This window comes from Bradyrhizobium sp. (genome assembly GCF_028868675.1).
In the GTDB taxonomy this organism is placed as follows: domain Bacteria; phylum Pseudomonadota; class Alphaproteobacteria; order Rhizobiales; family Xanthobacteraceae; genus Bradyrhizobium.
On sequence record NZ_JAGWUA010000221.1, the window covers coordinates 1 to 7,622 of the forward strand.

The 7,622-nt window shown below is 67.6% G+C and carries 9 protein-coding genes; all 9 read left to right on the plus strand.

Features of this window, described 5'->3' with window-relative positions; genetic code table 11:
* On the plus strand, window positions 1-201 hold a 201-nt coding region (locus KGM94_RS21590; protein ID WP_300263912.1), incomplete at its 5' end, for a 2Fe-2S iron-sulfur cluster-binding protein.
* 35 nt (window positions 202-236) lie between these two features.
* A complete protein-coding gene (locus KGM94_RS21595) occupies window positions 237-1,043 on the plus strand; it encodes a xanthine dehydrogenase family protein subunit M (RefSeq protein ID WP_300263913.1) in 807 nt (268 codons plus the stop codon).
* A 49-nt stretch (window positions 1,044-1,092) separates the two neighbouring features.
* Window positions 1,093-2,001 (plus strand): MoxR family ATPase, encoded by a 909-nt coding sequence (locus KGM94_RS21600; protein WP_300263915.1) that lies wholly within the window; start codon window positions 1,093-1,095, stop codon window positions 1,999-2,001.
* A gap of 139 nt (window positions 2,002-2,140) precedes the next feature.
* A complete protein-coding gene (locus tag KGM94_RS21605) occupies window positions 2,141-3,343 on the plus strand; it encodes a VWA domain-containing protein (RefSeq protein WP_300263917.1) in 1,203 nt (400 codons plus the stop codon).
* 14 nt (window positions 3,344-3,357) lie between these two features.
* Complete coding sequence (locus KGM94_RS21610; RefSeq protein ID WP_300263918.1) at window positions 3,358-3,681, plus strand: XdhC family protein; 324 nt, start codon at window positions 3,358-3,360, stop codon at window positions 3,679-3,681.
* Between the two features lie 2 nt (window positions 3,682-3,683).
* Complete coding sequence (locus KGM94_RS21615) at window positions 3,684-4,385, plus strand: XdhC family protein (protein WP_300263920.1); 702 nt, start codon at window positions 3,684-3,686, stop codon at window positions 4,383-4,385.
* On the plus strand, window positions 4,382-5,986 hold the full coding sequence (locus tag KGM94_RS21620; protein WP_300263922.1) for a molybdopterin-binding/glycosyltransferase family 2 protein: 1,605 nt from the start codon (window positions 4,382-4,384) through the stop codon (window positions 5,984-5,986). Before KGM94_RS21615 ends, KGM94_RS21620 begins: the two co-directional genes overlap by 4 nt.
* Window positions 5,987-6,087: 101 nt before the next feature.
* Window positions 6,088-6,477, plus strand: a complete 390-nt coding sequence (locus KGM94_RS21625; RefSeq protein WP_300263924.1) for a DUF4189 domain-containing protein — start codon at window positions 6,088-6,090, stop codon at window positions 6,475-6,477.
* 140 nt (window positions 6,478-6,617) lie between these two features.
* Window positions 6,618-7,622: alpha-glucosidase/alpha-galactosidase (locus KGM94_RS21630; protein ID WP_300263925.1), on the plus strand; the 1,005-nt coding region annotated here is incomplete at its 3' end.

Here is a 7,622-nt window from a genome sequence, read left to right on the forward strand (position 1 = left end):
CACGGCCTGCAGTGCGGCTTCTGCACGCCGGGCATGATCATGACCGCGGTCGATCTGGTCCACCGCAAGGGCCATGATCTCTCCGACCACGTCATCCGCGAAGAGCTCGAAGGCAATCTGTGCCGCTGCACCGGTTACCAGAACATCGTTGCCTCGATCGCCGCCGGCGCCAAGGCGATGGGCAAATCCGATCTCGCTTAATTGATTTCATCGCGACCGCGATCAGGAAGTTCTCCATGTACGAATTCAAATATCACCGCCCGGCGACGGTACGGCAGGCCGCCAATCTCCTGGTGAAGAACGAAGACGCCAAGGTGATTGCCGGCGGCCACACGCTGGTGCCGGTCATGAAGCAGCGCCTCGCCAGCCCGCCGCATCTGGTCGATCTCTCCCACATCGAGGGGCTCGATACGATCGAGATGAAGGGCCGCTCGCTGGTGATCGGCGCGACCGCCAAGCATGCGACTGTGGCGACCTCGGCCATCGTCGGCGAAGCGATTCCGGCGCTGGCCGAACTCGCCGCCCAGATCGGCGATCCCGCGGTGCGTCACAAGGGCACCATCGGCGGCTCGCTCGCCAACAACGATCCGACCGCGGATTATCCGGCGGCCGTGCTGGCGCTCGGCGCCACCATCGTCACCAACAAGCGCCGCCTGAAGGCTGAAGAATTCTTCCAGGGCCTGTTCTCGACCGCGCTCGAAAGCGACGAGATCATCACCAAGGTGATGTTCCCGCTGCCGAAGAAGGCGGCCTACATCAAGTTCCGCAACCAGGCCTCGCGCTACGCGCTGGTCGGCGTGTTCGTGGCCCGGCGCCCCTCCGACGTGCGCGTCGCCGTCACCGGCGCGGGCGGCAACGGCGTGTTCCGCGTCACCGCGTTCGAGGAGGCTTTGAAGAAGCGCTTCTCGTCCAAGGTGCTCGACGGCCTCAACGTGTCGGCGGAAGGACTGAACGGCGACATTCACGGCAGCGCCGAATACCGCGCGCATCTGATCGCGGTGCTGACGCGGCGCGCCGTCGACGCCGCCAACGCCAAGGAATGAACTGGTCGAATGACCGGCCCGTTGAGGGCGTAGCGAGACTGGCTGTTTCATGACTGCAGCGACACTGCCGGCATCGGTCGATGCGATGCTCGAACTTCTGACGTCGCGGGGCTATCTCGCCGAGCGCTCGCTTGCGACGGTGACCTATCTCGCGCTCCGGATGGGCCGGCCGCTGTTTCTCGAAGGCGAGGCCGGCGTCGGCAAGACCGAGATTGCGAAGGTACTCGCGGCGGCGCTGGGGCGGAAGCTGATCCGCCTGCAGTGCTACGAGGGTCTCGACGTCTCCTCCGCGGTCTACGAGTGGAACAGCGCCGCGCAGATGATCGCGATCCGCATGGCGGAGGCTGCCGGCGACACCGACCGCGAGCAGCTCGCCTCGGACGTCTTCGCCGACCGCTATCTCATCAAGCGGCCGCTGCTGCAGGCGCTGGAGCCCGACGTCGCGGGTCCGCCGGTACTGCTGATCGACGAGCTCGACCGCGCCGACGAGGCGTTCGAGGCGTATCTGCTGGAGATCCTCAGCGACTTCCAGGTGACGATCCCGGAATTCGGCACCGTGAAGGCGCCGCATCCGCCGATCGTCATCATCACCTCCAACCGCACCCGCGAGATCCACGACGCGCTGAAGCGGCGCTGCCTCTATCACTGGGTCGACTACCCCGCAGCCGAGCGCGAGCTCGCGATCATCAAGACGCGCGTGCCGGGCATCTCGGCAAAGCTGTCGCAGCAGGTGGTGCGCTTCGTCCAGGCGCTGCGCAACCAGGATTTCTACAAGTCGCCGGGGGTGGCCGAGACCATCGACTGGGCGACCGCGCTGTCGGAGCTCGACGCCCGCTCGCTGACCCCGCAGGTGGTCGGCGACACGCTGGGCGCGCTGCTCAAGTACCAGGATGACATCGTCCGGATGCAGGGCGACACCCTGCAGAAGGTGCTGAAGGACGCGACGAGCGAGAACTGACTTTCGCGCGTCACAACGGCTCCCGTCGTTCCGGGACGACGCGCAAGCGTCGAGCCCGGATTCCATTGCCACGGTCGGGAGTATGGATTTCCGGGCTTGCGACTTCGTCGTGCCCGGAAGGACGGGGACGGGTAGAACCATGGCCATCAATCACCTGGCGCCCGAACAGACCGAGCAGTTCGCCGACAACATCGTCGGCTTTGCGCGCGCGCTGCGCGCGGCCGGCCTTCCCGTGGGGCCCGGCGCCGTCATCGATGCCGTCAACGCGCTGCAGGCGATCGACATCGGCAGCCGCGCCGACGTCTACACCACGCTGGAGGCGATCTTCGTCAAGCGCCACGAGCACGCGCTGATCTTCAGGCAGGCCTTCAACCTGTTCTTCCGCGCCCAGGAGGAATGGAAGCACCTCCTGGATTCGATCCCGCTGCCCGATCACGCCAAGAAGAAGCCGCCGCCGGCCTCGCGCCGCGTCCAGGAGGCGATGTCGCAGCCACAGATGAGCGAGACGCCCGAAAGGCAGGAGCAGGATCTGCGGCTCTCGGTCTCCGACAAGGAAGTGCTGCAGAAGAAGGATTTTGCGCAGATGAGCGCGGCCGAGATCGTCGAGGCGCTGCGCGCCATCGAGCGGATGAGATTGCCGCAGGCCGAGCTGCTGACGCGCCGGTATCGGCCCGATCCGCGCGGCTTGCGGATCGACCTGCGCCGCACCTTGCGCGCCTCGCTGCGCACCGGCGGCGAGATCATCGACATCCACCGGCGCGGCCGGATCGAGAAGCCGGCCCCGATCGTGGCGCTGCTCGACATTTCGGGCTCGATGAGCGAGTACACCCGCCTGTTTCTGCACTTCCTGCATTCCATCACCGACGCGCGCAAGCGCGTCTCGGTGTTCCTGTTCGGCACCCGGCTCACCAACGTCACCCGCGCGCTGCGGCAGCGCGATCCGGACGAGGCGCTGGCGAGTTGCTCGGCCGCGGTCGAGGACTGGGCCGGCGGCACGCGGATTGCGACCTCGCTGCACAACTTCAACAAATTGTGGGCGCGGCGCGTGCTGAGCCAGGGCGCGATCGTGCTCCTCATCTCCGACGGGCTGGAGCGGGAGGCCGATGCCAAGCTCGCCTTCGAGATGGACCGGCTGCACCGCTCCTGCCGCCGGCTGATCTGGCTGAACCCGCTGCTGCGCTTCGGCGGCTTCGAGGCCAAGGCGCAGGGCATCAAAATGATGCTGCCGCACGTTGACGAATTCCGCCCGGTGCATAATTTGAGTTCCATACAGGAGCTGGTCACGACGTTGTCCCGGCCGCTGCCCCCGCATCACCGCAGCCTGATCCGCTCCGCAGCCTGAAGACGAGGTGACCCATGCTCGATCGCGACGAGGATATCCTGAAGGCGGCGGAGGACTGGCGGAAGGCCGGCCACGGCGTCGCGCTCGCCACCGTAGTCGAGACCTGGGGCTCGGCGCCGCGGCCGGCAGGCTCCAGCCTCGTCATCAATGACGACGGCACCTTCCTGGGCTCGGTCTCCGGCGGCTGCGTCGAGGGCGCCGTCGTCACCGAGGCGATGGACGTGATCGAGACCGGCAAGCCCAGGATGCTGGAGTTCGGCGTCGCCGACGAGACCGCCTGGAATGTCGGGCTGTCCTGCGGCGGCACCATCCGCGTCTTCGTCGAGAAGGTCGCCTGATCGTGAAGCTCGAAACGCTCCGAGAACTCAACGCCGAGCGCGCCGCGCGCCGTCCGGCGATCCTGGTCACCGACACCGAGAGCGGCGAGCAGCGGCTGGTGAAGGCCAAGGACATTGCCGGCGACCCCTTGCGCGCCGAGCTGGAGAAGCAGCTGCGCATGGGCAAGAGCGCCAGCGTCCAGGCTGGCGGCAGGCGTCTGTTCCTCAACGTCTACGCCCCGACCGCGAAGATGGTCATCGTCGGCGCGGTGCATATCAGCCAGGCGCTCGCGCCGCTCGCCCGCTCGCTCGGCTACGACGTCATCGTGATCGATCCGCGAACGGCCTTTGCGAGCCCCGAGCGCTTCCCGGACGTGCCGCTGATCGCCGAATGGCCCGACGTCGCGCTGCCGCCGCTCAACGTCGACCGCTACACGGCGTTCGTCGCCCTGACGCACGATCCCAAGATCGACGACCCGGCCCTGCTGCATGCCTTCGCGCGCGACTGCTTCTATATCGGCGCGCTCGGCTCGCGGAAGACCCACGCCAAGCGCGGCGACCGGTTGCGGGCGCAGGGCGCGAAGGACGGCGACATCGCGCGCATCCACGCCCCGATCGGCCTTCCCATCGGCGCGGTCTCGCCCTCCGAGATCGCCGTGGCGATCATGGCCGAGGTCACGGCGCAGCTTCGCCTGCCGCCGAAGGAAAGAGAGCAGGCCGCATGAAATTCGGTCCGGCGAGCCCGAGCGATGCGATCGGCGGGGTGACCGTCCACACCCTGCGCCAGGGGCCCCTGGTGCTGAAGAAGGGCACGACGATCGGGTCCGCCGAGGTCGAGGCGCTGGAGCGCGCCGGGATCAGGGACGTCGTGGTGGTGCGGCTGGAGCAGGGCGAGGTCTCCGAAGACGTCGCCGCGGCCTCCATCGCGCAAGCCGTCGGCGGCGATGGCATCCATGTCGAGCGCGCCTTCACCGGGCGCGCCAACCTGTTCGCGGCGCGCGCGGGCGTGCTGGTGATCGACCGGGCCGCCGTCGACCGCATCAACGCCGTCGACGAGGCCATCACCTTCGCGACCTTGTCGGCCTTCAAGCCGGTGGTCGAGGGCGAGATGGTCGGCACCGTCAAGATCATCCCGTTCGGCGTCGAGGACGTCTTGCGCGAGGCGGCGGTGAAGGCGGCCGGCCGCGACGTGCTCAAGGTCGCGCCTTACGTGATCAAGCGCGTCGGCGTGGTCTCGACGCAGCTGCCGGGACTGTCGGGCAAGGTCATCGACAAGACGCTGCGGGTGACGGCCGAGCGGCTGGCGCCGGCCGGCGCAACCATCATCGCCGAGCGGCGCGTCGCCCACGAAGAGGCGGCGCTGTCGGCGGCAATCAAGGAGTTGCTCGGGCTAGGGGCCGAGCTCGTCATCGTGTTCGGCGCCTCGGCGATCGCCGACCGGCGCGACGTGATCCCGGCCGCGGTCGTCAATGTCGGCGGCGCGATCGAGCATTTCGGCATGCCGGTCGATCCCGGCAATCTCCTGCTGATCGGACGCGCCGGCGCCGTGCCGGTGCTGGGGGCGCCGGGCTGCGCGCGCTCGCCGGTCGAGAACGGCTTTGACTGGGTGCTGATGCGGCTCCTTGCCGGCATCAAGGTGACCCGCTCCGAGCTGATGGGCATGGGCGTCGGCGGGCTCTTGATGGAGATCGTTACCCGGCCGCAGCCGCGCGCCAAGCCGGAGACGGAAGGCAACAGCCAGGTCGCGGCCATCGTGCTCGCCGCCGGGCGCTCGACCCGGATGGGCGGACCGAACAAGCTTCTGGCCGAGCTCGACGGCAAGAAGCTGGTGCGGGTTGTGGCCGAGCACGCGCTCGCCTCGAAGGCCGCGGAGGTCATCGTCGTCACCGGCCATCAGGCCGAGCTGGTGGAGCAGGCGCTCGAGGGCCTGAAGGTCAGGTTCGTCCGCAATCCGGATTTCGCCGGCGGGATCGCGAGCTCGGTCAAGGCGGGGATTGCGGCGGTGCCGGAACGTTGCGACGGCGCCTTGGTCTGTCTCGGCGACATGCCGCTGATCGACGCCGCGCTCATCGACCGCATGATCGACAGCTTTGCGCCGGACCGCGGCAGTCTCATCGTCGTGCCCGTGAGCGAGGGCCGCCGCGGCAATCCCGTGCTGTGGTCGCGCCGCTTCTTCGGCGAGTTGATGACGCTCGACGGCGACGTCGGCGCGCGGCACCTGATCGCCAAGCATGGTGAGGTCGTCGCCGAGGTGCCGGTCGACGGCGAGAGCGCCTTCCTCGACATCGACACCCCGCAGGCGCTGGACGCGGCAAGGCGGAGTTAGGCGCTTCGCGCCAAACGCCGGATTTCAACCACCCGTTCACCAAGTGGAAACGACCCCCCTCCTAAAGTCGGCGCCGCCTGCCTTGGGGGAGGGGTGTTTCCATGGCTTCGAATGCCGTCGCGCGCCGTTGCGCGATGTTTTTCTTTGCGCTGACCGTCGGCGTCGCAGCCGCCCGTTACGTCACCGAGGCGCACGCCGCCGGCGCCTTCGCGGTCGGCAAGTGCGGCGCCTATGGCCAGGCCTACGATTTCCGTGGGGAGGCCGCCGCGCGCGCCGCAGCCGCGAAGCAATGCAAGGGCGACTGCACGACCGTGATCATGAAGCGTGCCTGCGCCGCGATGGCGGTCGATCTCGCCAACCCGTGCGGCGCCTATGGTTATGCGGTGAAGCCCAGGATTTCGAGCACGCTCAACGCCGCCACGCGCGAATGCTACAAGTTTGGCGGCAAGGAATGCGTGATCCGCGCCTGGGCCTGCGACGCCAAGGGATGAGTTTGCCAATCGTCATTCCGGACAAGATCGTCGACGGCCTGAACTTTCACAGCTGACGGGCAGAACCCCGCGCCTTGATTCCGATCAAGGGTGAGCGCCGGGCCGCGGATAGTTTCTTGCAAAGGCAGGAGCAGACGGCCATGGCCCCCGTGACCAAAATCGTCTTTCTCGGCGCGAGCAGCGCGGCGTTCGGGATGAGCATGTTCCGCGACCTGTTCTCCACCCGGGAACTGGCCGGCTCGACGCTGGTGCTCGTCGGCCGGAGTCCCGAGCGGCTGGAGCGGTCGACGCGGCTTGCCAGGCTGCTGAACGAAAAATCCGGCGCCGGCTACAGGATCGAGACCACCACCGACTGGCGCAGCGCGCTCGACGGCGCCGAGTTCGTCGTGCATTCGACCGCGATCGACCGCAACCGGCTCTGGAAGCTCGACTTCGAGATCCCGCGCAAACATGGCATCCGCCATACGCTCGGCGAGAACGGCGGCCCGGGCGGCCTGTTCTTCACGCTGCGAACCCTGCCGGTCGTGTTCGACTTCGTGCGCGAGATGGAGCTGCGCTGCCCCGACGCGACCTTCATCAACTTCTCCAATCCGGAGAGCCGCATCATCCTCGCACTCGGCCAGTACAGCAGGCTCAACAGCCTCGGCCTGTGCCATGGCATCTTCCTCGCCCGCGACAACGTCGCCAAAATCCTCGGCATGCCGGCGGCGCGCGTGGACGTCTGGGGCGCCGGCCTCAATCACTTCCAGTGCCTGACGCAAATCCGCGACCAGGAGACGGGGGAGGATCTCTATCCGCGGCTGCGGGAGCTGGAAAAGGGTTTCGATCGGAACTTCTCGCCGCTGACGCGAAAACTGCTGCGCGCCTTCGGCTATTGGCTCGGCTGCGGCGACGGCCATGTCGGCGAATACTTTTCGTTCGGCTGGGAGGCCGGGGAGGGCGGCTACGATTTCGACTGGGACGAGAGCGAGCGAGCCAAGCTGATCCGGATGATCGATGAGGTGCTGGCGGGACGGGCCGGGATGCCGGACTGGTGGTCGATGCCGTCGGGCGAGCGCGCCGTCAGCATCATCTCGGCCATTCTCCATAACCGCAAGCAGCTCGTCGAATCCGCCGTCGTCTACAATCGGCAGGTGATCCCGAAC